Genomic DNA, 26,126 nt, shown 5'->3' on the forward strand with positions numbered 1-26,126 from the left:
GGACAACTTCAAGTTGACAGCGTCCCTGCCCATTGAAAAACTTTAGTCTAGCGAGGATCACAATGAGACATAAAGGATTTTTGATTTCTTTTGCCACTTTAGCATTAGCCTTCACCTCTTCAGCATTTGCAGATCAAGGCTCGAGTGTAGACCCTAGTCAATTTTGTGACGGGGGTGGCTGCTCTACCCCGATGATCGCAATTGCAAAAGCTTATGGAGAAGGATTTGCTGATTTCGCGCAGAAAGACATCTCGGGTTTTAGTGGGAAATGCTTTCACCTGGATAACATATACGACCCTAATTATGCCCACTATGGCGCTTTCACATTCGCTCATGAGAAAAACCAACTTTTCATCAACGGCATGTTTGGATTTTTCTACGAAGAAGATCCTTACTCGGGATTGTCTGCAGTCGATCTTCGCAGTGCTCTTGAAAAAAATGGATCAAAAGGAACGGCAGGCGTTGTACGCGCCGATCATATTGAGCTGGCTTACATTGAACCTTCTTCGGAAATTCGTTATTGGTATCGCAGTGACAAAATAAAAAAGACTTTGTTCGTGATTGGTCGCCAGATGGCGGCAGGCTCCACGACATCTTTGGTTTTCTGTAAATTGCTTGCCCATTAGGAAAGGAATCTTATGAAGCACGGATGGCTTCTAGCTGCTCTACTCACCTTCACTTGCGCTCTGGCTCAAGCTCAGAAAATTCGTGTGCGCAAAGTGAAAGGCAATCAAGCCCTGGTTGAAATCACTGGCAGCACGTCTTTACGTCAAGGTGCCAGCTACGATCTTATTTCGCCGGATGAATTTGGAGACGAGCAAGAAACGAATAATCGCAAATACGTTATCGGTTTAAATTTTGCCATGACTAACACAAAATCTGATGCGGCAAACTCAGTCAGCACCACGATGATTGATTTTAGAGGACGCTTCGGCTGGAACTTCGGCAACTTTGAATTAGGCCCTGTTTTATCTTATGCAGGAAATATCGCGGATGTTACAGCAACAACCATTAAAGGCGGAGCTTTTGCGGATTGGAATATTATTTCCAATATCCCTGGTGAACCTTTCATCTATGGCCTAGGAGCCGTTGGACAAATTGGTCAATACGACCCCGGTGTGACCTCAACGACAGCGAGCTATAAATATGATTTGATCGAACTTTTCGCAGGTCCTTTTGTAAAGTGGTTCCCTACTGGTGGACCTTATGGCTTCCGACTTGATGTGGGATATTTATATCAAAGACAAAACACTCAATCCCTCGGAAACTTTGTAGTCAGTGGAATGTCGGCCTCTGCTGGAATCTTTGCTTACTTCTAATTTCGAAAAAGCCAACACTTAAAATAAAAAACCCACATCCATTTCAGATATGGGTTTTTCTTTTAGGTTTATGCAAACTTCGCTTATACGAAGCCGTCGGCAATTACCAGTTGAATGAACTTTCGTCGTAACCCCAACCAGCCAATGCTTTTTTGTACATACCTTTCATGAACTTTTGAGCTTGGTATGGTTTCAAACCAAGAGCCGCCGCAGAACGGTTTGTCATGTCTTGCATACCGGAGCTGTCACCAGCTGAAAGGTCTTTCACTGCTGCCAAAGCGTCAGAGAACTGAACACCGAATACAGCCTTGAAAGTTTTGTCCATGTCTTTTTCAGAAGTTGTACCGCGCTCAGCAGCAGCAACCGCCCAAGAATTCAATGCAGTCGCAACTGCAGTGGCTTTGTCTTGTTGGAAACCGTAGTCTTTAACAAGCTTGTCAGCAGCCATTTTCACAAGTTTTTTATTAGCATCAGAATTCAAAGCCGCGAAGTTTGAATCAGAAGCAGAGTTTGAACCTTGTTCGTTGATCGCTTGACCGTAGTTCCCTTGGTAAGTGTTTGCAGAGTAAAGAACTCCGTTTTTACCTAACCAATAAGTTCCGTTTTGAACGTTCTCCCAATAGAAACCAGTTGTACCAACACCGATAGACGTACCGCCCACGTAACCTGCGAATTGACTTACGCTTGCGTAGTATTGGAAGTGGCCCAAATCGTCGTAAACAGCGCCTTGACCGTTAGAATCGAATTTTACATACCAAAGATCGTTTGAACCGTAGCCATACTTGTTGTAGTCAGGATCAGCAGTCACTTTGATTCTTTGACCAGTTGAAGTCGAGAATGTGCAACCTGGAGTTGCTTCTTGAGTTTTACAAACATCGCCGTAAACAGTCTCGTATGGATAATAAAGAACTTGGCCGCCACCGCCGCCGCCTCCATCACCGCCGCCACCGCAGGCTGCGAATCCAGTAACAACTGCTGTCGCCAATAAAGCACGAATAACATTTTTCATTTGTGGTTCCTCCCCCAATTATTCCTGTTTTTAGTAACTTAATTTAACTCTGAGGATTTTATTTCCGCAGAAGTAGTCAAACGAATGGGCCCCTTGTACGCCTTCAAACACCGGAGTGTCTAGTGGACGACATCCCGCAGAAGACTTAAATCTCAAGCGAGCAGGTGACACCAGTTCAACCGCAGTTCCATCCTTTGCAAAAACCGGTACCAACATTTTGACACCACGGCTGAGGCCAGAGGTCTCTGTCGTAAACAATGCTGGTAGCTTCGTTGTCGCATCGCGCGAATCGATGATCGTCAACGGGTTGTAAAGCGCGGTCATAAGACTGTCAGGGAAGAAAGTATAGCGTTCCATACTGGTGCTGAGAACGGCACCTCCCTGAAGGTCATGGTATTCAATTTCCGAGTTCGTTAAAACGAACGCACCCTTGCGCTTCTCGCCCGTGAAGACAGCTCTTACGCGCAGTGCGGAGTCAAATTGGGACCGTTGTGCGCCCAGTTCCTGATCGATCAAATCCCAATTCTTATTATCGAATACCGACAAACGTTGCTGACGATTTAACCCTTCTCCGAACCAGAAGCTACCTGCATATTCATCATTGCTATAATCTAACGATTTCACTTCACCAACGAGAGTATCCAAAATGTTTCTGTACGTGTCGTTATTGGCGAAAAGATTCATCTCCATAAAGTTTTGAACTTGGCCATTCACCACTTCTGCCACGGCAAAGCTATACAAATAAGATGGCTTCGCTTCAGTACCTTGATTTTTCGCAAGCAATACTGGAACACGGCCCGCTGTCGCCTGCTCTTGGCGAGGTTGAATGACATCAATGATTTTGTAGCCCTGATATTCTTCGATGGCTTTTAGCTGATTCTTTTCATCCAGATAATAGAAGCGAACTTTTGAAGCTTCTTTGTTATCAGGATTTTCCCAACGATCACGAAGCGAGCGCGTCTTGGCCGGATCTTTACCGCTGCCGACCCAAGCAGGGCGTTTTGTGTTTCCAACTTTTTGCCAGAACACTTCGAACGGCATTTGCGCCATAACGCTGTCATATTTAAAGCTGTCAATCAGCTTCATTTTATTATCAAAGACATAGAAGCTTGTCGGCGAACTTTTCGCATCGTCGCTTTCGCTGTTGTCTTCAAGAACCCCCAGAACGTAATCACTAATGCCGTCACCGTTCATATCCATACGAGCCATCACCTGCTCGTTGAAATTGTCAGAGTCGCCATCAATACGAATCTTTGTGCCACCGACAGCTGCGTAAGAGTCATTGCCCTTGTTACCTACGAGCCACAGTTGCCATTGATTTTTATTCTGAGAAACTGCCACATACTCGCGAAGCTCTGGATGAGCATCTAAGTTTTGATCCACTGGCATAAACGTTGTGCGCACGCCTACAGGCATATTCGCAACATCCAATGATTTGATATCAGAGGCCTTTGTGTCAGGACCGATGGCGACAGTGACTTCATTTTCAAAAACATAGCGACGTGCCGCCTGGCCGTTCACGCTCACATCAACTGTTAAATCTAGCTCGCTTGGAATACGAGATTGCGAAGGGTCCGACGTATCGTTGATTACCATTGTAACAACGTAGTTTCTTTCCTCGCCCATGTTCCAAGACGCCGGGTATGGTGCTGCCTCTTTAATACCTGTGATCCAAGGACGAACCGCATCTGGATGAGGCTTGATGAATTGCGCATTCATCTTCACTTGAGAAATATCCACGGCCTGCCACTTGTTCACGAACGTGATTTGGTAGCTCAAAGTTTTGCTTTGGCGATCCCATGGAATTTCAGATTTTTCTTTCACAGCAGGTACGATCAACGGCTGTGGTTGAACTTTCAACGAATTCTCCACATCCATATTTCCGGCTAAAGTATATTTTTGATAACTTTCCTTTTCCGGTTTGAGACTTTCAGGTGTCGTATTAGGGAGCCCCTCTAGCAGGTTCATATTGGACTGAAGCGGACGAGCCCCAAGCACCAAACGTGGATAGATTTCTTCAGCTGGAACACCACGCGCCAACATTTCAGCCACAGCGGCTGTTACGAAAGGAGTAGCCTGAGATGTCCCAGACAAGAACTCGTAACCTAAAGTTGAACGGAAACGAACCGGACGGATGCTTTCTGGATATGTACTTAGGATATTCACACCAGGCGCAACGATATCGACGCCACTTCCGTAGTTAGAGAAGTGCGCCATGCCGCCGTCTGGACCGCTGGCGCCTACACAAATCACGTTCTTGTAAGCACAAGGACGAAGAAGTGCGCGAGTCGAGTCATTGCCGGCAGCAGCCACAATGATCACGCCGCGCGCTTGTGCTTCTTGAATAACCTGTCTCATGAAATCAGAATCAACAACTTGGGGCCACCCCATAGAGAAGTTGATCACCTTTGCGCCCGAGCGCATCGCATAGATCACGCCACGAGCAACCATGTCACCAAGACTGCGATTGTATTGTTCCTTACCGTCTTCTGTTGGTGAATCTGTCACAGACAAAGGCTTCATCGGCTCACTGGGTTGAACACCAATCACTTGCACCGGCAAAATTTCGACGTTCTGGCTTAAACCTCTGACTCCGATATTATTATCAGCAATAGCACCAATAATACCCGCTACGTGGGTTCCGTGACCTTGAGTATCATCAAAGTCAGGACGCCCCATGATGTTGGCACCATTCACGCCACCCAACAAGCTCCAACCTTGGCAATCCAAAGGATAACCGTTGTGGTCTTGATCCACTTCAGGATTACTCAGATCCATCCAGATTTTTTCGCAAGTTTTGCGGTCTTTTTCTTTTAGACACGCGTTGAATTTTTCAAGAGCCTTACACTCGGATTCATTGCGATGAATGATTCCTTGAAGATCCGGATGATCTTTCTGAATGCCCGTATCAAGAACCGCCACAAGAATTTTCTTAGGCGCTTTCACAGGTGTTGGCAAATGCACGTCTTCGTGAGCACGTGCCTGAATTTTATAAATATGAAGAGGATCCAAGTCGATAGTTTGCGGAATACCTTGGTTGTTCAAGCCCCACTGCATATCGCCGAATGGATCTGCAGCATAAGCCGTAAACGACAAAGAAACTAAAAGGATTGAAATTCCAAATTTCATCATTGGAAACCTCCTTGCGTGCGATCCAACTCGATCGGAGAGATGCGTGTTTTCGTCGCAAACATGCTGATTAGACCGTTGGCATAATCGATATTCTCTTTAGGATCACCCAATGTGTTCGAGAAGTATTCGATATCGCCATCCTCATCGCCTGTGCGGAAGCCATTGATACGAACAAAGAAGATATAGTTTTCTTGCCCCAAAAACTTCAACAACTGCGGCAATGGGATCTGCTCATCCAAGATGTACAGAACGCCTGTCATCCATTCTGTTTGAAGTTTTTTGTCAGATGGATATTTGGCAGACATGTCCAAAAGTTTTGTTACCCATGGCATCAAACAGTCATAGTAAGTTCCGTTTTGCCAGAATCCACTTGAAGTCTGCGCAGTATTGCCGTTGTGATTTTGCTGCTCACGAGCTTGTTGGCACATGGTATTGAACTTCGCAAGACCCGTATTGTAGTCTCCATTACCAAAAATACTGACAAGGTCGTTGAACATCTCACGATCATTCGCACGAGCACCGTGCCCCAGCTTTTCGCTTAACTTCTGGAACAAACGTCCCAGGAATTTTGCTTTTTCAACAGGTTTGCCGTTTGCATCTGGTTGCAAGATCAAATCACGAATACGATCCAAACCACCTGGCAATACAGATAAATTTGCTGTGATTCTATAGAAGTCCACAGCGGTCACAGTGGAGAACGCCTCCGGCTCGATCAAACGATATGATGCCACCGGAGTTCCTGCGAATTGACCTTGAACATCGTCAATCAATTGCAAGAAGGACTTGCGATTCAAATGCCATCCACCCCATACGTGCTGCAAGATCGCAACAGATGGATATTGTTTTACGTTGGCACTTAGATCAGCTTCTGTTTTTGCCGTACGCCAGTAAGCCTTACCAAATGGAGTGTTCGCAGGATTTGGGTCATTGCTGTCAGCAAGACTGACACGACCTTTTGGCCACCAGTGATTCAAGATGCCAGTAATCCAATCCATCGCAAAACCTAAAAGGTCACGACCGACAAGTTCACCACGTTTGTTCGAGAACAATGTGATCTCTTCATCTTTAGGATCTAGATTTGGAGCATCAGGACTGCGCGGGTAACGGATTTTTAGAAGATGATCTTCATTCAATCCATCCACACGACGAGCCAGGAATCTTGTGCGAAGCTCATTAGTTTTAAGATCATGGTCAATTTCGAACTGCTGGTATTTAAATTTGGAATACAAAAGTTCTGGATCATTCTCTTTGAACAGGGCACGCAAGGTCGGTTTCAAATTCGCACGAGTATCCAAGAACGTCTTAACATACTTGTTATCCGTTTGAGTTAAATCCAACTGATCTGCGAGCTCTGGTTGATAATCGATAACGAATGCATCCGTGTGCAAGTTCGCCATTGTTGTCGTTCCGCGAACACGCAAAAGATTGATGAAGTAGTTCACATCAAGTTCAAGACCAAACGCTGTTGAGCCTTGTGATCTTACATAAACTTGAATACCCTCTTTCGTACGCATAAAGCTTGTTTGACGAAGGATGGCTCGTGAACCGTCTACTCCTAAAGTCACGGTGTTCATAAAATCAAGAGGAGTAATACCGATCAAAGTATCGATAGAGGCCGCCACTTGAGCGTAACCCGCCAAAGCCACTGAATCCGTGATTGTGAAAACCTCACCTTCACGAAGGTCTGTTAGGAATTGATCCAGAGGAATTTTCGCGGGCTTGCCGTCAGTTGTTTTCGCAACCGCAGCACCCGCCTTTGGATCCGGTTCATCCAGAATCGCAGAAATATTGCTCATGAACTTAGGAAGAACTAAATCCTTCCACGGAACTTTCGTTCCTTCCGTAATAGAAAGAAGAGGACGTACGTGAGTGTAATCACGTGTCACGACGATATTTGCACCGCCTACTGGCGAAACCTTAGGAACACCGTCAAGAGCCATGAAGTAACCTAAGTTAGCAGACACGGATAGGTCATCGACCAACTGAATAGCCGCAGAGCTTCCGTAGTATGTGCCTGTCGTAACCTGACGACCGCCATTAATAGAGAAGCCGCCAACGGGTCCACCCCATGCTTCGATCGGCTGATACAAGGGCTCTGTCGGATCATGGAGGATATGATCCCAAATGCGTTGTTGAATTTGTTGACCGCGTTTGGTGTAGAGGTCCGTTGTATTCAAGAGATTCAACTTGTTGTTCAATTGATTGATCGCCGTTTGCACCACAGCGGTGCGACCACGAATACCCAAGTAACGTTGCAGGTCACCGTCTTGGAATGGAGATTCACGATCACCGTGAGCAAAGCGTTGTGGATACCCCGGAGCAAACTCTTTCATCACTTTACCGTGTTGAACAAGTCCTGACGGAGACGAAATATCCAAAGAAGGTCTTGGCCAATTTGCTACATTTTTAAGATTGAACAACTCCAAACCGTTTTCAGCACGGTAGTACAGCTTCGCTAGAACCAAAGGTTCAAGTTCAGCAGGCAACGCTCCTGCTTTTACGATGTCAGAGAAATCTTTCGCCGTCAGAGTTTGCAGACGACGCATCAACCAACGTCCGTCTTCGTAAGTACAGGCCTGGAAAGAAGCCGCTGAAGGATGAGTCAATACGACGTTACCTGAAAGAACCGATCCCAATTTCGGCGAGAAACGGTTCACACTCTCTGGGACGTCAACCAATGTAAATGGTAAGATCAATGCACGGTAGGCACGATATTTTGAATAGCGTTGAACCGCAGGCAATTGATCCGGGAAACTTGGATCTGGAGCAAACCCCCAATGAATATCGAAATACTCATCAGAAGCAGGTTCAAGAACCGCGTCTGAAAAAACCAAGCTGTGGTTCGTTTTATTATCTTCGATGATCCAACCACGGCTCGCCATATCGACGATCATGTTAGTTTCAGCATTAGTCTGGAAAGTCTTCTTTTCGTCTTCGCTTGCAAAGAACACACGCAAGTTTTTATAATATTTTGGCGATTCAACGAAATAGCCTAAACGTCTTAAAAGTGCAGCACGCATCAAAGCTGTGTGAGAATAACGACTCAGACTGAAGCGATAGAATTTTCCCGGATTTTCTACGGATTGAACGCGAGACATGTAAGTAAAGGCTTTAACGATACCAGCTTCTTCAGAAAGGAATTTAACACCATTATTCCCTTGAGGATAAGCACCCGGTTTTTCTTCAACCGCTGGATACGAGCGGTTTTGCCACATCTTATTGTCTTGAGGGTTGTAAAGGCTGAGATCTGTTCCCTGCCCCGCCATAGCTGCGGCTTGGCCGACATCGATAGGAGCTCCGGCGCTTGTAATCAAGTCGGCCGCGGGTTTTTTGACTGAGTTTAAAGGCATGGTCACGCTGTCGGCACTGGCTATTGACAGCACCATTAAACATAAAGCACAGACTAAAACTATACGTAAAGACATCCGGAACCTCGGGTTTTGGTGTCAAAAAAGTCCCATTTGGGCCACGGAGGCCATTCAGCAAGTACTGCGCCAAAAATGGGCATGGCAAATTTGGAATAAATAGATCTTTAAACAATTGTGGAGTACTACAGAGCACAAATGCCCTGATCTCGCAGGGATAGTTTGCAACTTTTACGTGGTTGCTCAGTCTATCTGCAAGCCTGTTTATAGTATTCTACGAGCGCATTTTCGAGTGGACCTCGTTCGTCTTCACTCACGATGAAAGCCCCTAGGGAACCTGTACCGCCAAAAGCACCCATCACATCTGGGGCATAAAATTGCTGATACTTACTGCTGTAGATAAGATTTTGATCAGCCCTAAATTGATTAGAGTCGTAGACTTTAAAAAGGATATTGCCGCTGGAATCTTTAGTGAAAGACTTTACCATCACGACGTGTTGATTCGTTTGATTCACGCGAAGATTTACTAACGTCAGACGCTTACCTGAAATGTTACGAACGAGTTGAGCTGCTGTTTCAGCATTTCTTCCCTCGCCGCGAGAACCAGATCCCACGGCCATTCCAATATTTCCTACACGGAAGAAGTGATAAGCTTGATTCACTTGTACGTCGCCGCGGAAGTTTCTGTGCAGAAAACTGCCTCCTGGAAAACGTTGATTGAGCCCAACCATCAGATCTGTCCAAAGACCTTGACGGCCATAACGATAGTCATCACTTAGAGAATCTTCCGCAACTTTGAAAACGGCAACCTTGGCTGGGCCTTCGCGAAGCTGTTGTGTCTGAAGATTCTCCCCAGGTCTTCCTGGGTACTCATTGGATGAGGCTTCATCTGGGTCAGACCGACGAACCATATTTAAAACTGCAAACGTACGATCGTAAGATCCGTGAGCCTGTGCCTCGTTATAACGAGTCATATATGAAAACATGCGCTGAGTACTAGAAAGAGCCCAACACCCAGCAATCGGAAATCCACCACTAGAGAAAGACCAATTCTGAATAGGCATATTTCGCTTCTGATCGAAGGCATCTTCACGAATTGCGGCATAGATCGCATTCACACCGATTTTGCGACAACTCAGATTACGGACTAAGGAGTCCGTAACCACTTTTGAAGATATACTTACTGTGGCACTAGGTTCGTTTTTTGAAAATGACCATGCATAGGCTTTTTCAACACCTACCAATAAAAAAGAAATGAAACTAAGAACAAACAGCCCAAAAAGTAAAATTGCCCTCATGGAATGCCCTTTCGCCAGCATTCCTGAGAGCAATTTCAAAACCACTCTAAAACATCGTTCAATTCTTTTTCAGATGTTCAGATCTTAGACAGTTGACCTTTTTTAGAAGTTCAAACCAACGCCGACAGTTCCATAAAAGGTGTTCAACTCGGCTTTTTGGTTCTGAACAGAGTCGGTAAACGCATAACGTTTGTAACCGAATCCAGCCTCACCGAACCAATTATCTGTCCACATCACCTTACCGTGGAAGTTCAGAGCCATGGAAGAGTTCAACGTCACGTTACTATCCATCGAGGACGTGTAATAAATGAACTCTACATCCACCCATTTTGGGTGTCTCATAAAATCGAGAACATTAAAAATATCATCCAAAGCCTTCGGCATCGAACGCGCCCAGAAGATACCACCGCCTAACATCGGCGCTTTCAACTGATCAAACTTCACACTCTGGTAAGAGCCCAAAAGACCTACTGATTCGTCACGATTCCACAGACCTGGTGTTAGACGATATTTCAAATCTACCGTCAAAACACTCAATGGAGCTGTGTTTCCTGCTTGATCCACTTTCAACTGATTGAAGGATTGGAAGTACTTCGCAGAAAACCCCCAACGTTGGCGAGAGGCCCAATAATTCGTCCAACCAAAAAGATCTTCAAACCATTGGTTGTAGGCAAGCTCTCCGAGAATGATTAAACCGCTAGAAGATCCAACACCTGACAAACGTGCTGACAACTCGCGAGGAAAACCTTTATAGATTTCGTAATAAGATCTGTAAGTCTTGCCTTCGAAATTTACATTCAAATAAGAGCGATTGATCTGACCACGCTCTGTCGCTTTGAAGCGCCAGTAAAAATGTGCGGGGTCCTTCTCGTCGTTTTCAATTGAATTCTGAGTTGAAGTGACTTCCGAGTTCGGCTGCTTACGACCTTCGAGCTTTATACCATCAATATAGGTTCCATTCGGAGTTCTATTATTAAGAAATAAGCGTGATTGACGACGAGGAATCTCTGAAAGCTCAAGACGTTGCCTGAAGATTCCCCCACCTTGACCTGGCAAAAAGATTTCCGCCTTATCCACCGGCAAAGCCGCAGCCCAGAACTTGCGAGGATCACCGATCGTCGACTCAAAACCGATCATGCGAGTCAACGCTGTATACTGATCAGGATTCAAGATCACCGAGCGACCAATCGGTCTCGTATCGTAGCCAACGATACGCAAAACTTTTGGATTTGCAGTGTCTGCGATATCCATCAATTGAAGCTTGTTAGGCTGAACGATGAACTCGTAGCTTTCGCCTGTCATTAACTCTGCATAAAAACTGACCATGGCATCAGCAGCCACCGGCTTTGTTGCTTGAAGCGCGACTTGTTCGCTGTTCACTAACACGCGTGGCGGAATCGCATCGACGCGAACTTTCCCCATGGATATCGTGTTATTTGCTTTTTTAATCGCGTAACGTGCCGAACAGATTTTTGTAGAATTCTTGCCCTTTTCTTCACTTAAGCAGAAGCGGAAGGACTCGTTGACGTTGGCAAATACGCCTGCTGCTTCGGCATTCAAGATCGCGTATTGCGTTCCAAAGATTCCACTGCGAGCGACATCTTTTGCAGGAACTCCCGCTTTAGTCAGAGATCTCCTCCAGGCATCCAGTTTTTGATTCCAAACTGTGATGTCCGCCGGGGAAATACGCGCATGCCACAAAACAGCTCCTGTCTTAGAAATCATTTCTAGATTTCCATTTGGAACCATTTTGTCGGGCCACTCCATAACGAGAGCCAACTTGCCTGCCTGTCCCGCCGGCAAAACTCTGCTGAGTTGCGAATGAGTTTTTCCCAAAGGCAATAAACTGAAGAAGAAATTTTTGTCACTCATTGTGACGTTGCCGACTCTCAATTGCTTTCCATTTTGCGAAAGATCGTAATCAAGTTCCAAAGGGGGAAGAATAAGTCCGTTATCCAACTGATCGAAGAACAATGGTTTGTTGAACTCTTTTGTAGCCGCTGTTTTAAGCAGTGAGGTTGTAGGAGCTGGCACTTCTTCAGGCGCAGAGGTCGTTACAGGTTCCTGAGAACTTTGAGCAGGTGCTGTTTCTGTAGCTGAAGGTGTTTCTGGAGCTGGCGTTGGATTGACTTCTTGAGCCCGTACCGAAGATCCCAAAAGAATTAAGAGAGACAAAACCAGATGCTGCGCAATATTCACGATGTTACCTCGTCAGTTGCCATAATTTTAGTGAATGCGAGGTTTCGTAACAAGCTAAATTGTTGGACTGTCTGGGATTTTCGGATTATAGCTTAAGTCACAATTAAGCCCGTTTTAGAGCCTGCTTGAAAAGGTCAGATGCAAGGCGCGCCGAGGAAGTTGTCCACCTCGTGCCGCGACCAGAAGCAACGCCGCCAGCTGGTCTTTCCAAGCAGGCTCTAAGGAGTTTTATGTCTTCCGCTCGCACGATTTATCACATGAGAGTTGAACAAATCATCGATCACACCCCCTCTGTCCGCGAATTGGTCCTGAAAACAGAAACCCCCGCAGAGTTTAGCTATAAAGCGGGGCAATTTGTGATGCTGAACGTGCCTCAAGGGGAAGCGAAGCCGATTTTGCGTGCTTACTCCATCGCCTCTGATGACCGCATCAAAAATGGCTTCCGTTTACTTTTCAAATTTGTTGAGAATGGCGTCGCCTCGACGTTCGTGTGGAATCTTAAAGGTGGCGAACTGTTAAACTTCACAGGTCCCTTTGGAAAAGTTTTTTTCCAAGAACCTCCGACAGAACAAATTCTTTTCCTCAATACTGGAACGGGTCTTTCACAGCACATTTGTTATCTACTTTCTAAGAAAGAGCTTTATCCAAAGCTGAAGTATCGCATGTTGTTTGGTGTACGTTCTGAAAAGGACATGTACTACAAACCGGAACTTGATGCCTTGGTGAAAGAGCTTCCCGACTTCAAGTATGAGTTTGTCTTAAGCCGCCCTTCTGAAACTTGGACAGGCAAAAAAGGCTACATCCAAAACTTCCTGTCTGAATACGACTACAAAAATATTCCGACGACATTCTACATGTGTGGTAACGGCGGCATGATCAAGGAAATCAAACATCAATTGATCGAAATTGACGGCATCGACAAATCTCGCATCTGGGCAGAGGCTTTTGACTAAAAATCGCGCCGTTCTTGAATTGATCTTTGCTGGAGTCCTTTGGGGCTTCGGCTTTGTTGCCACAGTCTGGGCCATGGCAGCCTTCACTCCAACAGAGACTTTGGTGTATCGCTTTATCGCAGCAACGGTGATAGGTGAAGTCCTTTATCTCATCATCAAGGGGCCGGCACTTCGCTCTGCCAAAGAAGACTTCCTGCGGGCAATGCCTGCAGGCGCTATTCTAGGTACGATGCTGCTCTTGCAAGCTATCGGTTTGAAATTCACTACGGCTACGAAGAGTGGTTTCATTACAAGTCTCTATGTGATCCTAGTTCCACTTTTCAATGCGTGGTTTTTTAAAAACAAGAGCAGTTGGAAGAACTATGCTTTAGCGGGTGTAGCTTTGCTCGGCACATTCATCTTGATGGATGCAAATTTAAGTGGCATCAACTATGGCGATCTTTGGACTGTGGCCTGCTCGATCCTTGCGGCATTTCATATTATCTATATCGGAAAGATCTCTAACAAAGTCGGCAATGCATTTCGTTTTAACAACTTTCAATCTTTTTGGAGCCTGTTAATTCTGACTCCCCTGCTCTTCATGCAGGATCATGTCACCTGGAGAACTTCAAACACAGAAGCCATTGCCGGACTTTTAGCATTGGGCTTAGGTTCAAGCATTATCGCATTTTACCTTCAGGTTCGCACACAAAGAATTCTATCTGATACTACAGCGAGTATGTTGTTCCTTTTAGAATCACCATTTGCCGCTATTTTTGGTTTTTTTATTTTGAATGAACGCCTGACGGTGTTTCAAACCTCAGGTGCGGTGATTATCATGATTGCTTCGGTTATGCAGATTCTTTGGGACCCTTCCTCAAAGACGCCAGAAATGAAACCGCCACGATAATTGCTCCGACAAGTCCAGTGATCCATTCTGGAATATGCAAGAAGGGATCAGTCAACATAATGACCGACAACACCCCGATGGCATAAAAAGCACCGTGCTCGAGATAAGCAAACTTCGTTAATGCCTCTTTTTCAACAAACATGATCGTCAAACTTCTAACGAAGAAGGCTCCGATACTTAGACCGATCATGATGATGAAAAGATTGTGTGTGATGGCAAATGCACCAACCACGCCATCAAAACTGAAAGAGGCATCCAGCACTTCAAGATAAATAAACATTCCGGCACTGGCGCGATGAATGTCTTTCATTGTATCCTCAGAAGCCTCCATGAAGGATCCGATACCATCGACTGCGACGTAAGTGACTAGACCCGCAAGGCCCGATTTTAAAAATGACAGTGCGTCTTCGTGGCTTGGCAAGAATGCGGAAATTGCAATGAGAATCACAACACTGAAAGCCATTTCGACGGCTTCGACTTTACCTAAAAGACTTGCAGGCTTTTCGAACAATGCAATCCAATGCTCGCTCTTATTTTCATCATAAAAGTAATTAAGCGCCACCATCAACAAGAACGTTCCACCAAAGGCCGCCACTTGCAGATGAGCTGACGTCATCAGTTTCGCATACTCATCAGGATGGAAAGTCGCCATAACAAGCGCATTCCAAGGGTCAATATGAGCCACTACAGCAACGATCAGAAGTGGAAATAACAGACGCATTCCAAAAACAGCGACAATCATCCCCCATGTCAGAAAGCGATGTCGCCATATTTCTGACATATTCTTTAAAATAGAGGCGTTCACGATGGCGTTATCGAAAGACAAGGAAATTTCCAGTACCGCAAGGACGCCCGCGATGAATAATGCTTCAAGAGCTGCTGACGTTGTTCCTCCATAGTAGTGTCCTATGAAAGCTGCAAGCGCCAATCCAAGAATTGAAAAAACAAAAGAGCCTCTGAAGTATTTCATATTCCAATGATGTGCGCCAAACCTAGGGTCTTGTCAAATTTGAAGTCATTCTTTGCGAACTTCGGAGCAATCGTGAGTCTATTTTTATGTGCAGTCATTCCTTCCGCGCCTCATTTCGCTCACCCTGTTTACAGTTTCATTTAACTTCTGTGAACAAAAACAAAAAGCTTCCAGAAACTCTGCATTTCTAAAGTTTGGTAATTCGACTGAAACTTCAGCAGCGCCAGCAAGTCGACACTTTAATGAAAATTCATCGAGCATCTCTGATTGAGAATCAAAATAGCTTTCAAATACTTAACTCAGCTTCACCTCATATTATTCAAGGAAAAATACTTGGTATCACTCTTGCCTTGTTACCAGGAATCGGAGGAATCTATGAGACGCATGATGCAAGCCCTATCAGCACTTTCACTTTGCCTCGCCGCTTGCGATGGTCAAGTGAAGTTCAGCAGCATGGATTTGGGCAGTAAGCAAACCGTCACGGACCCGACGACTCCGACAGTTGATCCTGTCTATAAGAAAACATCTGGTTCTTGCTCGTCAGACAGTTCGACAGCGGTAGTTTCGTGCATGAAGTGCGAAATTCCAGCCGTTCCTCCGGCAGAACCGCCAATGTCTTTAAAAGCAAAACAACTTATGAATATTATGGCGGCCGTATGCCCTATCAATCGTGCTTATTATGGGAATAAATATGCTGCGACAACGATCGCGGATCATTTGGCAAAGTTAAATCGCTGTAGCACCGCTCTTTATCCTGACAGTACGCCTGATGCTGGACAGAATGACGTCGTACAAAGATTGCTGAATAACGACACTGCTTTGCAAAATAAAATGTTTACTGGCTTATGGTATAAGCCACCTTATTCAGACTATTTTGAAACCTATTTCGGTCTTGAAGTCGGTCAAGCCATTCAAGTGTTCTGCGAGCAAAGTGTCGCCAACATCAGCGGCATGCTGGTTCCTTCCTCTACGGCACCAAATCCTTATGGCCCTGTTTGGGAGTATCCAGATCCAATGCCAGATATGTATGTGAAAGCCAACGATTACCGTGATGGTTTGTCAGCCTGTATTTCCTTGAGCAAAACAAGTCCATGGCAAGCTCCACCACCAGTGGCAGCGAAAGCATGTAACTATGAAACCTTGGCCGGAGCCGCAGGTGATCAGATCAACTCACAGGTATCTTCTTGGTTAGCCGCGGGATACACAGTCGGTGCCGACATGGCAACAACAGGAGTCTGCTCATCAGTGAAATCCTTGGACGACATCAAGTCCTACCAAGGAGACATCACCGTGGGGGCTTATATCTGTAAGTAGCTTACTTCGAGGACACCAGCCTACTTCAAAACCGTCTTCAGGAATTTTCCGGTTTCGCTTTCTTTGACTTTCGCAACTTGCTCCGGAGTTCCTGTGGCGACGATACGTCCTCCACCTTTTCCTCCATCAGGCCCCAAGTCGATCACGTGATCGGAGGCCTTGATAACCTCCAAGTTGTGCTCGATGACTAGAACCGTATTGCCTTGGTCTGAAAGCTCTTGGATAAGCTCAACCAACTTACGAACGTCATCAAAGTGAAGACCCGTTGTTGGTTCATCCAAGATATACAAGGTTTTTCCCGTTCCACGACGAGATAATTCTTTAGACAACTTCACACGCTGTGCCTCGCCACCCGACAATGTCGTCGAGCTTTGCCCCAACGTCATGTAGTCCAAACCTACACGATGCAAAGTTTCAAGTTTGCGATGGATTTGACTGTGATTACGGAAGAATTCTAAAGCTTCGCCAACATTCATATCTAGAACGTCAGAAATCGATTTGCCCTTATATTTAATATTTAAAGTTTCACGGTTGTAGCGCTTACCCAAGCACGTATCGCAAGTCACAAACACGTCACTTAAGAAATGCATTTCCACCTTGATCTGCCCATGTCCCATGCACGTTTCACAACGTCCACCTTTAACATTGAAGCTAAAACGGCCCGGTTCATAACCACGCAATTTTGAATCCGGCAAATTCGCAAACAGATCACGAATCATTGGGAACAAGCCGACATACGTCGCCGGCGTTGAACGTGGTGTGCGACCGATCGGTCTTTGATTAATATCAATGACTTTGTCGATCTTATCCAAACCTTCAATTTTTTTGAAAGGCGATGGTTGCGCCATGGCCTTATAAAAATGCTGAGCCAAAATTTTATATAATGTATCAATGATCAGCGTACTTTTTCCAGAGCCGGAAACACCCGTCACTGTCGTGAAGGTTCCCAGAGGAATTTGCAAATCCACGTTTTGCAGATTATTGCCTGTCGCCCCTAAAAGTTTGACGAAATCGCCGTTACCTTTGCGTCGCTCTTTAGGAATTGGAATGCGCACATCACCGGAAAGATAACGACCCGTTAAAGAGTTTGGATTTGCCTCCAATTCTTTCGGCGTTCCCTGGGCCATCATTTCGCCACCAAGGCGACCCGCACGCGGACCTAAATCCACGACAAAGTCAGCGTAGCGAATTGTGTCTTCATCATGTTCCACCAGCAGGATCGTATTTCCGCGATCTTTCAACTCGCCGATAATATCAAGCAAGCGATGGTGATCGCGCGGATGCAAACCAATGCTTGGTTCGTCCATCACATACAAAACACCGATCAATGATGAACCCACTTGCGTCGCCAGACGAATACGCTGCGCTTCTCCACCCGAAAGAGTTCTTGAAGAACGACTGAGTGATAAATACGCCGTCCCCACACGGATCAAATAATCCAATCGGCCCAAAATTTGTTTTACGATTTTTTCGGCAACCAATTGGTCTTTTGAACGCCATTTTAGATCAGCAATCCAATCACGCAATTCACTAGCACTTAAGTCAGATAGTTCTGCGATCGTGCGACCACCCAAGCGAACATTCAAAGCTTCTGGTTTTAAACGAGTGCCATGACAATCAGGGCAATCATTCAGAATCATTTCTTCGCCTTCTTCATCATCTTCGTCAGAAGCTTTTTTGCCTTTGTATTTGTAGATGACTTTATCTAACTTTTTGCCGCCCACTTCACCGTCAGAAAATTGTTCTTCCTCAACCAAGTCGATAGTACCAAGGCCATTACATGTCGGGCACGCCCCACGAGGGTTGTTGAAACTGAAAAGTCGCGGTTCGATTTCTGGGAAGCTGTAACCACACTCAGGACATGCCGAGTGAAGCGAATATGATGTGCGCTCGCCGCTCAAAGTTTCAATGATCACGCGGCCATTTGCCATAGATAAAGCAGTATTGATACTTTCAGACAAACGCGGACGAAGATTGTCTTTCAAAATCAGTTGATCAACAACTAAGTCAATATCATGGGTTTTCGTCTTCGCAAGTTTTGTAGCCTTATCAAGCTCGATCATCTTGCCGTCGACTTTGGCTTTAACAAAACCTTTCTTAGCCCAACGTTGGAATTCCGCTAGAAACTCCCCTTTTTTTCCCGAAGCCATTGGCGCCAAGACATAGAACTTGGCCCCCGCAGATTTTTTCAAAACATCATCGATGATTTGTTGCGGAGTTTGACTTGTCACCGGGATGTGATGAGTTGGACATTCAGGAACACCGACTTTGGCGTAAAGCAGGCGCAGGTAATCGTAAATCTCTGTCACGGTTCCAACAGTTGAACGTGGATTTGTGCTCACCGACTTTTGATCGATAGCGATTGCTGGGGACAAACCGGAAATGGAATCCACTTCTGGTTTTTTAAGTTGTTCAAGGAAGTTTCGTGCGTATGCTGACAAGCTTTCGACGTAACGGCGTTGTCCTTCCGCGTAGACGGTGTCGAATGCCAGCGAAGATTTTCCACTGCCACTTAAGCCCGTGAACACAGTGATTTTATTCCGAGGAATAACGACACTGACGTTCTTCAGATTGTGCTCTTTTGCGCCTTTTACTATGATTCCATCTTCAGTGTGCGACATAAGCCCTCATTCTAGGACGAGGGCAAAAAGTCCACAAGGGACGCCGTACCTTTTTCCGGTGCGTGCAGGTCTACAAGCCCTTGGACTGACAGTCTGGGCAAATACCGTAAAGCTCAAGAATGTGATGGGTCAGTTTAAAGCCAAATTGGTTGGCAACTTTATCTTGAAGACTTTCAATCGCACGGTTTTCGAATTCGCAGATCTTCCCACATTTTACGCACGTTAAATGGTCATGGTGACCTTTGGGAGTCAGTTCGTAACGAGCAGGCAATCCACCCATACGAACTTCAGTCACAAAATGACCTTCCGTCAAAGTGCGAAGGAAACGATAAACCGTGGCAAAACCGATATCTGGATGATCTTTATTGAGTTTCTCGTAAAGTTCTTGAGCTGTGACGTGACGACGACCTTCATGAAGAGTCTTAAGGATCGCCATACGCTGACTTGTGACTTTTAGATTGAGGGCGCGGATGATCTTTTTAAGTTCCGCCTCATCGAAAGAATCGTGATGAATCACAATATCTTCGTCATGTTGGCGCGGCAGAACTGGTACTGATTCTCGACCCATATAAGTCACCTCTGGGGCAGTTATAGGGTCAAGGATAATAGAATGTCACCAATTCTAAGAACTATTATCAATTAGATTTCAAAAACCTCGCAAATTTAGCCCTTTAGAGATGCGGGAAACGGCATTGTGTGGATGCAGGCTCTCGACATGGCTGAATTCAGCCACATAATCGAGGATTTCTCCTTTTTTATCCAAAGCCTCTTTCACTCTGCGAGCCGCGTCTTCACAGAACATCAAGTTTTGCCCGTTGCGAAGGGCAAACTCTTGTTCATCCTCACGTTTTACAGCGCCTTGAACGGCGGTTTGCAGCGCGTCCTCAACCACATCAATCAAATCACCGTAATTGAAGGTTGAGCCCACTTCCACTTTCACACGAGCAAAACTTCTTTGCGCATGTGGAGTCGCTACGATCCCTTGAGTTGTTCCTAACCAAGAATGAATCACGTCGAAATCAACATTCTCATTCGAGAATTGTTGCTTGAAATTATCTTGGATCAATTGACGAGACAACGCTGCAGAAGCTGGGCATGTGCTTGAGTAAGTAACGATCACTTCCACGAAGTATTTTTTGACTCCATTTTCATTGAAAGATGCCAAAACCACGGGGTAAGAGCGCCAAGCTTGGTTCGCGCTCTTCAGAGCTTTGCGCACTAAAGGTGCTTCGAAGTTCACTTGAACTTGGGCTTGAGTGGAAAGGTCTTCGTGAGTTTTCAAAAACTCGTCCGTTGCTGTTCCCAAAAGGCCTAAGCTCATTTCGTTTTTCGTCAAAACATCTTGAGTGATCAAATACAAACGCGACATGTGAATACCGCGAGAGGGTTTCTTATCCAAACTCACCTTCGCATCCACGCGTGCAGGAATACGGTACACACCGTCTTCTTGTTTTAACAAAATCGGAAGCTCGATAGAGCCCATGCCGACCCAGTCAATGGGAGCGAATTTTTCAGATTGAGTTTCTTTAGCTACGTCAGGAAGATTTTTGTTAGTCATGATTGGAGCCTTTTACCGTAAATACCCTGCTGTGACTCTGTTTTTATAGTTTTTACAGCGATTTTGAAATATAACTGATAGCATGAAAAAGCAACTGATCCTCGCCAGCACGTCTAAATACCGACAAGAACTTTTGCATCGTTTAGCTGTGCCTTTTACAGCCCTTGCGCCTTTGATCGACGAGGAAAAAGAGAAAGATCCTAGTCTTGCGCCACGCGCCTTGGCCGAAAAACTAGCGTTCCTCAAAGCTCAAAGCCTGAAAGGCCCGGGTAAAATCGTTATCGGTGGAGATCAGCTTGTGTCTTTTGAGGGCCGTATCATTGGTAAAGCTCATACGACGGAACGCGCCGTAGAACAGCTTCTTTCCATGCAGGGCAAAACTCATGAACTTGTGACGGCGATTTGTATTTTCGACGGAGACAAGGTCCTCCCCTACACTGATATCACACGCATGCATATGAAAAAGCTCAGCCGTGAACAGATCGAACGTTATGTGAGCCTGGACAATCCGATCGACTGTGCTGGCAGTTACAAGATCGAAAAACACGGGATTATGCTATTTGATAAAATTGAAAGTGAAGATTTCACAGCCATCCAAGGTTTGCCCTTGATTGCGCTAAGTAAGTTGTTAGAGAATTGTGATCCGCTTTAAATCGTAAAAAAGAGGTCCACTATGACAGACATTCAAAAGAAACTCTTCGATGCTGCTTGTGTTGCTCAAAAAAGAGCCCACGCCCCTTACAGCCACGCCTTGATTGGCGCTGCGGTTCTGATGGCAGATGGTCAAATTTTTTCTGGATGCAATGTCGAAAATGCCTCTTTCGGTGGGACAGTTTGTGCTGAACGAGTCGCGATTTTCAAAGCTGTCAGCGAAGGTGCTAAGAAAGATATCAAAGAAGTTCTAGTGGTTTCAGACGCTGAAAAGCCATGGCCACCCTGCGGATTCTGCCGCCAAGTAATTGCAGAGTTCGGTTCTGAAAACACACTGATCCACACCGCAAATCTTCAAGGCAAAATGAAAACTTTCAAATTCGCCGATATATTCCCCGAGGCCTTCGGCCCAAGCCATTTGGACTAACCGAACCTCACCTTAAATATCGAACTAAAAAGGGACCCTTGAGGTCCCTTTTCTATTTGTTCTAGTTGAATTTTTCAAAATAGCTGTTGAATTCGCCCTGGCGAGTTGCCAACTGCGCTTGATAATTCCTGGCTTTTTGTAAAGCCGGTGCGAAATCAGCCTGTTTTTTCTGTGACGACAGAATCTGAATAATTTGATCAAACAATTTCAAAGCTTCCGTGCGACGCTGTTCAAGACTGTTAGAATCGACCGCGTTAGAAGATGGCTCCATAGCAAAGTTGATGCGAAGACCATAGTGATCTGACAGTGGATGGCGAGGGGTTCCGCGCATATTGATGCTTCCATCTAAAGGATGTAAATGCGTTGCCGAGCCACCAACGTTCGAAAAGAAAATATAATCAAGAATATGATCGCTCCATAACCAGCTGAGCGGATTATCTTTGCAGTACGTGCAAAGACCTTTTGGATATGTGCCGCCCAAAGTTTCCAACAATGAATCATGCAGACCCATTGTGTACATCATCACGGACCTTTCCAAAGAGTGCTCGTCACCATTGAAGTCACCCGACAGAAGCATTTTCAAATCTTGATGAGCTACACGCCAATCAAGAAGCTCAAGAATTTGTGTTAAACGCACGGCCTGGCTCGTTGGATGAAGGTGCGTATTCATAAAATACAAATCCTCATCGACACCGACAGAAGCCTTTACAATATGGAAAGCTTTCTTAACGTTAAATAGTTCCCGGCCGCGATCTAAAATATTGCCATCGCTATTGACTTTGAAGTCGTGGGTCTCGGTGGAAATGATGTCTCCCATAAACAAAGACATTACGCCGATTTTTTCTTTACGATTGGGATCACTGATATGGTACATGCCGCGAAGAGCATCTTCGACGATGTTGATCTGCTTATCATTCCAAACCTCTTGAAAGTGAATCACATCACAACGAGGACGCCCCTCAAGATCTGCCATCATCCAATCCGTACGCTCTTTCATGTGCAAGGCATAGGCTGGGCCATAGGCATTGAAACTCTGCATGCAAAATCGCGGAGGTCCCGGATCCGCAACAAAAGCCATTTCGGCTTGGGCGGCCCAAGATGTTAAAAGCAATGTCGATGCTATAACGAAGTGCTTAAATGCCATAAGTTCCTCATAGTTTGGGAGACGGACCTCCCCAACGCTGCTTACTTCAATTCTTATGCATAGGAAAAATGAGCCCTAGTTGATCCAATTGGATTTAGACTGTCAAGAGGTTCGACAGGACGACAAATGACTGCTACCGAATTCTTAACGGTGTTCCGGGGAATTTCAGGAATAAATCAAACTTCGACGGAATACCTGCCGCCAAGATGATGCACCTGAATGGACTCAAGAAAGCTTCCACTAGCTAACTTTGTACCTATCTTTTCTTTAAGTAACCTGTGCAAATGCCCATGATCTCGCGGCACCAATGGCTTCAGAATTTTAAAGTCCTCATGGTGGAAGTCGGCTTCGCAGTTTTGCTGACGACGCCATTTAAACTCAATTTTCAGCAGATCAAATTCGGAAGCAGTTAAAGGAAAGGCTTCCATGAAGTGATTGTACTTCATGGATAACTCCTCGGCAGGCATCTGGTGATTCCAAGAAAAAGACCAAGAGCGCTCTTCACGGAACTCCAAACTTATTAATGTCGCACTTTCTTGGACTGCCTTTTCAACAAGACTTAAGCGAGCGATCGCCATAATTTCGGCAAAACTAGCATTTAAGTTGTCATGAGTGGAAATAAAGGGAGCGCTTTCAAGAGCCTCCTTAAGTTCTTTGAGCCACTCATCAACCAACATCAGATTGACGGTCATCCCTGAAAGCGGATTCACTTCTTTAGAAAAACCGACAGCAAGATAAAACAAAAAGCCCCGTCTTTCCGACGAGGCCTTTTGGATGAGAATTCGAATGGGAATTTCTCGAACGAACTGCAACATCTTACTGTTGAAGAGCTTGGGGATTCATCGTGATATTTGAGTTTGCACGGAATTGATTGATCCATGACTCGAACAAACCGTCTGCGCGACGTTTTTGTGTCATTTCCACAGTTGTTGGTTCTATGCTTTTCGCTTCTTCAACTTTCGTCTCTTTAAGCTTCAAAATGTATTTTGTGTTACCGTCACGAACCAAACGTTTCAACAAAGGTTGCGCCTTCGTCAATTCGAAGATCGCTTCGTTAGCAACTTGGCTTGTGATTTTTGGAAAACTGTCAGCACCAATTTCAGTGAAACCAGTTTCTTCCCATGAAGCTTTGATCTCTTTTAGTTTCGCGTTAACAGCGGCTTCGTCGCCTTTTGCCAAAGCGTCATCAAGATCTTTCAATGCAGCTTCCGCTTTCTCTTTCGTCATTGCTTTAGAGATCGCCTCTTGATCGATTTTCACAAATTGAACGTTGATTTTGTTGCTGCGAAGATCTTGAAGCTTCTTCAGTTCAAGCGCAGATGGTTTACCTGCAAGCTCAAACAAGTGACGGATGCGAACATTCGCAATGTCCTTGCGCACTTTATTTTCAAAATCACCCGCAGAAGAGTGAGTAGCTTCCAAATAGCGAGTGTAGAATTCGCGTTGGAATTGGCCATTTTGTTGGAAGAATGGAATATCTTTAACGATAAAATCGCGAACTTCTGCGTCAGTCGCCAAAATGCCTTCTTTTTTTGCAGATTGAGAAACCAATTCGCTGTGCACCAAGTTTTCTAAAGCTTGTTGACGCAATAGTTGACGCTGAGAGCTAAAATCTACAGAAGAACCGAATAAGTTTTGGTAGTACTGCTGAACACGGTTTTCCTCTTGTTGGAAGTCCGCGATAGAGATCAATGTGTTGTTCACGCGAGCGACAGAACCGACACTTCCTCCCAACTTACCTTGATAGCCAAAAAATACGAAAACAAGAATGATGGCACCAAAAAGCACGATCGCCGTCGCGTTCTTCCCAGAGAGTTTTCTTCTCATTGAATCTGCCATACTGTTGCTCATAAAAATTCCTTCCCTCTAAACAAGCTGCGAGCCCGAGTGAAAAGATCAGGCTCAATAATGTCGGCTTCATTACCCAACGATTTTCTTATTTTTTCAAGGGGAAATTGTTGAATTCCTTAACTCTTTTTAATAGCGTTGTGATGTTGGCGTTCGCTGAACGCTCGTGCTGACAGCTTAGGTAGGTGCTATTTGAACTTTTTCAACTTTGATCTCAAGAAACTTGTACTCATTGGAATCGTGCTGGCTTTGCCACTCCTTTCCATTAACATGCAGCAAAGACCGCAAGAGTCCCACTGGTTGGTCAAACCATTCAGTCTTCTAGGTAGCGCCGTGTCCGAAACTTTCTATAGTTTCAGCCATGGAGTTAAAGATACGACCGCAATGTACATAGACTTGATCAATATCAAGAAACAGAGCGCGGATCTGCACAGTGAAAACAACGAGATGCAAGCACGCTTAGAGAAGATGAACGAACTTCTTCTTGAGAACGATCGTCTTCGCGATCTTTTGAACTTCAAACAACAAACGAAAATGGTTTTGACGTCAGCTCAGGTGATTGGCCGTGACTTGGTGATTGATCACAACACTATCACGATCAACAAGGGAACTGTGGATGGCATCAAACCAGGACAAGCTGTTATCACAACAGGCGGTGTGCTTGGTTACATCTTTAAACCAGAACCGTTTACCTCTCATGTGATGTTGATCACAGATCGTTATGCTGTTGTTGACGGTATCGTTCAAAGAACACGCGCCCATGGTATCGTGGAAGGTAAATCACAAAGCAGCTGTGCTTTGAAATATGTGGAAAGAACAGAAGACGTTAAAGAAGGCGACCTTGTTGTCACAGGCGGCCTTGATAACATCTTCCCGAAAGGTTTCCCTGTTGCGATTGTTCAATCCGTTGAAAGAAAGACATTCAGCGTTTCTTTGAAGGTAGATCTTCGCCCTATCGTTGATCCTTATAAAGTAGAAGAGGTGTTTGTTGTCGTAGATGCCGCGAAACAAGATTTCGGTGATAAATATGCACTTCCGGGCACAACGCCAACCGCTGAGGGAACAACTCCTGCAACAGGCTCGGCCCCTGCACCGGGCTCGGCTGTCGCAGTTCCTACGGCTGGCGCATTACCTGCTCCGGTTACAGCAAAACCAAATGAAACAGCGACATCTGCGAAACCAGCTCCTGCCGCAAAGAAAACTTCTGAGGAGAAAAAACAGTGAAATTGCGCTGGAACTTCTTGCTGAATTTTTTAATTCTATTTGCGGTTTTGTTTGTCGTAGCTGGATTTCAAACTACTTTTTGGTTCCAGCTTTTTGGCAACGTCCCCGCTCCACTTTTGTGGTTGAACCTTATTGTGTATGTGACTCTTTATCGCAAACCCGTGCCGGCGATCTTTACGATTTACGCTATGGGCTTTATTCTCCT

20 protein-coding genes and 1 pseudogene are annotated in these 26,126 nt (G+C 45.3%); 9 read left to right on the plus strand and 12 right to left on the minus strand.

Annotation, left to right across the window (positions count from 1 at the left end):
• The first annotated feature begins 62 nt into the window (after nucleotides 1-62).
• Both VF412_RS16290 and VF412_RS16295 read left to right on the plus strand, forming a co-directional pair.
• On the plus strand, nucleotides 63-626 hold the full coding sequence (locus tag VF412_RS16290; protein ID WP_331340324.1) for a hypothetical protein: 564 nt from the start codon (nucleotides 63-65) through the stop codon (nucleotides 624-626).
• A gap of 12 nt (nucleotides 627-638) precedes the next feature.
• Entirely contained in the window at nucleotides 639-1,319 is a 681-nt protein-coding gene (locus VF412_RS16295; protein ID WP_331340325.1) for a hypothetical protein, read from the plus strand.
• A gap of 103 nt (nucleotides 1,320-1,422) precedes the next feature.
• Here the strand turns inward: VF412_RS16295 and VF412_RS16300 are convergent, their stop codons facing one another.
• The 5 genes from VF412_RS16300 to VF412_RS16320 all read right to left on the minus strand — a co-directional run bounded on the left by VF412_RS16300 (nucleotide 1,423) and on the right by VF412_RS16320 (nucleotide 12,322).
• Nucleotides 1,423-2,328 carry a hypothetical protein gene (locus VF412_RS16300; protein WP_331340326.1) on the minus strand — a complete coding sequence of 302 codons (906 nt, stop codon included), beginning with the start codon at nucleotides 2,326-2,328 and terminating at the stop codon, nucleotides 1,423-1,425.
• A 30-nt stretch (nucleotides 2,329-2,358) separates the two neighbouring features.
• A complete protein-coding gene (locus VF412_RS16305) occupies nucleotides 2,359-5,460 on the minus strand; it encodes a S8 family serine peptidase (protein WP_331340327.1) in 3,102 nt (1,033 codons plus the stop codon).
• Nucleotides 5,457-8,810, minus strand: a complete 3,354-nt coding sequence (locus VF412_RS16310) for a hypothetical protein (protein WP_331340328.1) — start codon at nucleotides 8,808-8,810, stop codon at nucleotides 5,457-5,459. The genes VF412_RS16305 and VF412_RS16310 overlap by 4 nt, the downstream gene beginning before the upstream one ends.
• A 263-nt stretch (nucleotides 8,811-9,073) precedes the next feature.
• Nucleotides 9,074-10,123, minus strand: a complete 1,050-nt coding sequence (locus VF412_RS16315) for a hypothetical protein (RefSeq protein WP_331340329.1) — start codon at nucleotides 10,121-10,123, stop codon at nucleotides 9,074-9,076.
• Nucleotides 10,124-10,225: 102 nt separating this feature from the next.
• Entirely contained in the window at nucleotides 10,226-12,322 is a 2,097-nt protein-coding gene (locus VF412_RS16320; protein ID WP_331340330.1) for a hypothetical protein, read from the minus strand.
• Between the two features lie 230 nt (nucleotides 12,323-12,552).
• Here VF412_RS16320 and VF412_RS16325 point away from each other — a divergent pair, with 230 nt between their 5' ends.
• Together VF412_RS16325 and VF412_RS16330 are read left to right on the plus strand one after the other, a co-directional pair.
• On the plus strand, nucleotides 12,553-13,275 hold the full coding sequence (locus VF412_RS16325; protein WP_331340331.1) for an FAD-binding oxidoreductase: 723 nt from the start codon (nucleotides 12,553-12,555) through the stop codon (nucleotides 13,273-13,275).
• Complete coding sequence (locus VF412_RS16330) at nucleotides 13,268-14,164, plus strand: DMT family transporter (protein WP_331340332.1); 897 nt, start codon at nucleotides 13,268-13,270, stop codon at nucleotides 14,162-14,164. The genes VF412_RS16325 and VF412_RS16330 overlap by 8 nt, the downstream gene beginning before the upstream one ends.
• On the opposite strand, the gene VF412_RS16335 is transcribed toward VF412_RS16330, so the two are convergent.
• Nucleotides 14,106-15,134, minus strand: coding sequence for a DUF475 domain-containing protein (locus VF412_RS16335; RefSeq protein ID WP_331340333.1), 1,029 nt, complete (start codon nucleotides 15,132-15,134; stop codon nucleotides 14,106-14,108). The genes VF412_RS16330 and VF412_RS16335 overlap by 59 nt on opposite strands.
• A 375-nt stretch (nucleotides 15,135-15,509) precedes the next feature.
• Between VF412_RS16335 and VF412_RS16340 the strand changes: the two genes are divergently transcribed.
• The gene (locus VF412_RS16340; protein ID WP_331340334.1) at nucleotides 15,510-16,448 is read left to right on the plus strand and encodes a hypothetical protein; all 939 of its coding nucleotides are present in this window, start codon (nucleotides 15,510-15,512) and stop codon (nucleotides 16,446-16,448) included.
• Between the two features lie 20 nt (nucleotides 16,449-16,468).
• Here VF412_RS16340 and uvrA read toward each other — a convergent pair whose 3' ends face one another.
• The 3 genes from uvrA to folE2 all read right to left on the minus strand — a co-directional run bounded on the left by uvrA (nucleotide 16,469) and on the right by folE2 (nucleotide 20,627).
• Nucleotides 16,469-19,069, minus strand: a complete 2,601-nt coding sequence (gene uvrA / locus VF412_RS16345; protein ID WP_331340335.1) for an excinuclease ABC subunit UvrA — start codon at nucleotides 19,067-19,069, stop codon at nucleotides 16,469-16,471.
• A 70-nt stretch (nucleotides 19,070-19,139) separates the two neighbouring features.
• Nucleotides 19,140-19,637: a Fur family transcriptional regulator gene (locus VF412_RS16350; RefSeq protein WP_331340336.1), complete on the minus strand. Its 498-nt coding sequence runs from the start codon at nucleotides 19,635-19,637 to the stop codon at nucleotides 19,140-19,142.
• Between the two features lie 78 nt (nucleotides 19,638-19,715).
• Nucleotides 19,716-20,627 carry a GTP cyclohydrolase FolE2 gene (gene folE2, locus VF412_RS16355; RefSeq protein WP_331340337.1) on the minus strand — a complete coding sequence of 304 codons (912 nt, stop codon included), beginning with the start codon at nucleotides 20,625-20,627 and terminating at the stop codon, nucleotides 19,716-19,718.
• An 82-nt stretch (nucleotides 20,628-20,709) separates the two neighbouring features.
• Here folE2 and VF412_RS16360 point away from each other — a divergent pair, with 82 nt between their 5' ends.
• Together VF412_RS16360 and VF412_RS16365 are read left to right on the plus strand one after the other, a co-directional pair.
• Nucleotides 20,710-21,279 (plus strand): nucleoside triphosphate pyrophosphatase, encoded by a 570-nt coding sequence (locus tag VF412_RS16360; protein WP_331340338.1) that lies wholly within the window; start codon nucleotides 20,710-20,712, stop codon nucleotides 21,277-21,279.
• Nucleotides 21,280-21,300: 21 nt separating this feature from the next.
• Nucleotides 21,301-21,705, plus strand: a complete 405-nt coding sequence (locus tag VF412_RS16365; RefSeq protein ID WP_331340339.1) for a cytidine deaminase — start codon at nucleotides 21,301-21,303, stop codon at nucleotides 21,703-21,705.
• 61 nt (nucleotides 21,706-21,766) lie between these two features.
• On the opposite strand, the gene VF412_RS16370 is transcribed toward VF412_RS16365, so the two are convergent.
• The 3 genes from VF412_RS16370 to VF412_RS16380 form a co-directional block, all read right to left on the minus strand.
• A complete protein-coding gene (locus VF412_RS16370; protein ID WP_331340340.1) occupies nucleotides 21,767-22,849 on the minus strand; it encodes an endonuclease/exonuclease/phosphatase family protein in 1,083 nt (360 codons plus the stop codon).
• A 176-nt stretch (nucleotides 22,850-23,025) separates the two neighbouring features.
• On the minus strand, nucleotides 23,026-23,592 hold the full coding sequence (locus tag VF412_RS16375; RefSeq protein WP_331340341.1) for a hypothetical protein: 567 nt from the start codon (nucleotides 23,590-23,592) through the stop codon (nucleotides 23,026-23,028).
• 73 nt (nucleotides 23,593-23,665) lie between these two features.
• The gene (locus VF412_RS16380) at nucleotides 23,666-24,700 is read right to left on the minus strand and encodes a SurA N-terminal domain-containing protein (protein ID WP_331340342.1); all 1,035 of its coding nucleotides are present in this window, start codon (nucleotides 24,698-24,700) and stop codon (nucleotides 23,666-23,668) included.
• Nucleotides 24,701-24,889: 189 nt separating this feature from the next.
• On the opposite strand from VF412_RS16380, the gene mreC reads away from it, so the two are divergent.
• Nucleotides 24,890-25,921 carry a rod shape-determining protein MreC gene (mreC, locus tag VF412_RS16385; RefSeq protein ID WP_331340343.1) on the plus strand — a complete coding sequence of 344 codons (1,032 nt, stop codon included), beginning with the start codon at nucleotides 24,890-24,892 and terminating at the stop codon, nucleotides 25,919-25,921.
• Nucleotides 25,918-26,126: pseudogene (locus VF412_RS16390) on the plus strand (hypothetical protein); the annotation flags it as partial. The gene mreC and the pseudogene VF412_RS16390, both read left to right, overlap by 4 nt.

Source organism: Bdellovibrio sp. (assembly GCF_036384735.1).
Lineage (GTDB): Bacteria > Bdellovibrionota > Bdellovibrionia > Bdellovibrionales > Bdellovibrionaceae > Bdellovibrio.